The organism is Phyllobacterium sp. P5_D12, from assembly GCF_054049495.1.
Genome location: NZ_JBFUMG010000744.1, coordinates 1 through 1719 on the forward strand (window position 1 = coordinate 1; position 1719 = coordinate 1719).

Consider the following 1719-nt stretch of genomic DNA (forward strand, 5'->3'; position numbering starts at 1 on the left):
TCCTTCACCTGGCCAAAATACTCCCAGATCGTGACGATGATCAGAATGCCGGTGGTGAGGGAGCCGAGCACCAATGGCGACAGTCCGTCAGCAAAGAACGCAAGCATCGCGCACAGTCCCAGACCGATCATATGAGACAGTGGCGGTCTTYCCGCGATATAGAACTTGAACAGCAGATTCCCGACCAGATAAAGCGCCGTACCACCAATTGACGTCCAGATCGTCGCGGCGTCCGAATGACCCGTCGGATGCGCAAGGATAAGCTCATCCGATACAGCAACGACGATGATACCGGCCACAAGCAGAACGTGAACATAGGTGTAGGCCACGCGAGCGATCCTGCCGGGATCGTCAGTCGCCGCAATCTTGTGATGGCCGGCCGATTGGCCCACATTGAAATAGACCAGCCACATGGCAACAGATGCAACGAAGGTCGTGAGAAATGCCGAAAAGGAGATGAAATTCCATTCCTGATCGGCGAAAGTCGCGCCGGAAACGAGGATGGACTCTCCAAGTGCGATAATGACAAACAGCGCGGCCCGCTCCGCCATGTACTCACCATCGACATCCCACTCTCCTGTCGAAGAGGCCCCAAGGCGGAATGTCCAKAAACCAAGGGCTGGCCCCACCACTTCTATTCCAAGAGCTATTGCCCAAAAGACAAGCCGATGCTCCGGTTCGGCGAAACCGCCGGCAATCCAGAATGAGCCCGACACGGCGAGCCAGATCGTGATCCGCAGGTAGTTGCGGTAATTGGCCCGATTGTGGTGTCGGAGCACCCAAACCATAAAAACCGACCGGCCGAACTGCATGAAGACGAAAGCGCAGGCGAACACCAATCCGCGGGCCTCGAAGGCAGTGGGGATCGACGTCGAAAGCACAAGCCCGGCCAGCATCAGCACGAACAACATTGTGCGCACCGGCGGTGTCGCCGGATCGAGCCAATTGGTGCACCACATCGTGTAGACCCATACCCACCAGACTGCCAAAAGGAGCAGCGCGCTTTCGACGAGCCCCTTGAGGCTGAGATCATGCAGCAGTAGGTGCGATATCTGTGTGATGGCGAAGACGAATACGAGATCGAAAAAGAGTTCGACGAAGTCGACTTTCGCGCTGTTCGCATCGCCGCGCTTGCGGGAGTAGTCTTGAATTGCTCCGAAAAAAGCCACGTTTTTGCCCCAATTTTTCATACGCTTTTYGCTCAAAATGGAATGCTTTTTTCCCGAAGCAGTGCAGGAACGCGAGAGGCAGTTAACCGTATCGGAATGAATATGTCATCCAGGCACGGTCTAAAAACACTGGGAAAGTTGAGGGAATAAGTTCTCAGCTGCGAACTTATTCCTATTCTGTCTCCTGACAAAAGGGCCTTGCCAACGTCTTTTCTCACCCTGTTTAATGCGGTGACCGCAAAATTACAGGATGAAGAAAATGGCTTTCATGGACCGCTATCCGATTATAGTCACGCCACGAAAGGAAGCCTGCCGCGATTTCTGGATCCGGCACCTCGGCTTCGTCAGTGGTTTCGATAGCACCTGGTTTTGCTTGCTTTTGGCAGAAGACCAGTCCGCTTCCATCGCCTTCATGACGCCTGATCACCCCTCTGCACCACCCGGTTCCGAGAGCTTCAGTGGCACAGGCATGTGCTTTGAATTGCAGGTAGAGGATGCCAGAGCAACGTTTGAAAAGATCAGCGCTACCGGTCTGAAAATCGAGTATCCG

General features: G+C 54.3%; 2 protein-coding genes. One reads left to right on the top strand and one right to left on the bottom strand.

Annotated elements, in window-relative coordinates; all coding sequences use genetic code 11:
* Window positions 1-1169: low temperature requirement protein A (locus tag ACXJ5O_RS25960; RefSeq protein WP_457302422.1), on the bottom strand; the 1169-nt coding region annotated here is incomplete at its 3' end.
* Window positions 1170-1428: 259 nt separating this feature from the next.
* Here ACXJ5O_RS25960 and ACXJ5O_RS25965 point away from each other — a divergent pair.
* Window positions 1429-1719: VOC family protein (locus ACXJ5O_RS25965; RefSeq protein WP_457302423.1), on the top strand; the 291-nt coding region annotated here is incomplete at its 3' end.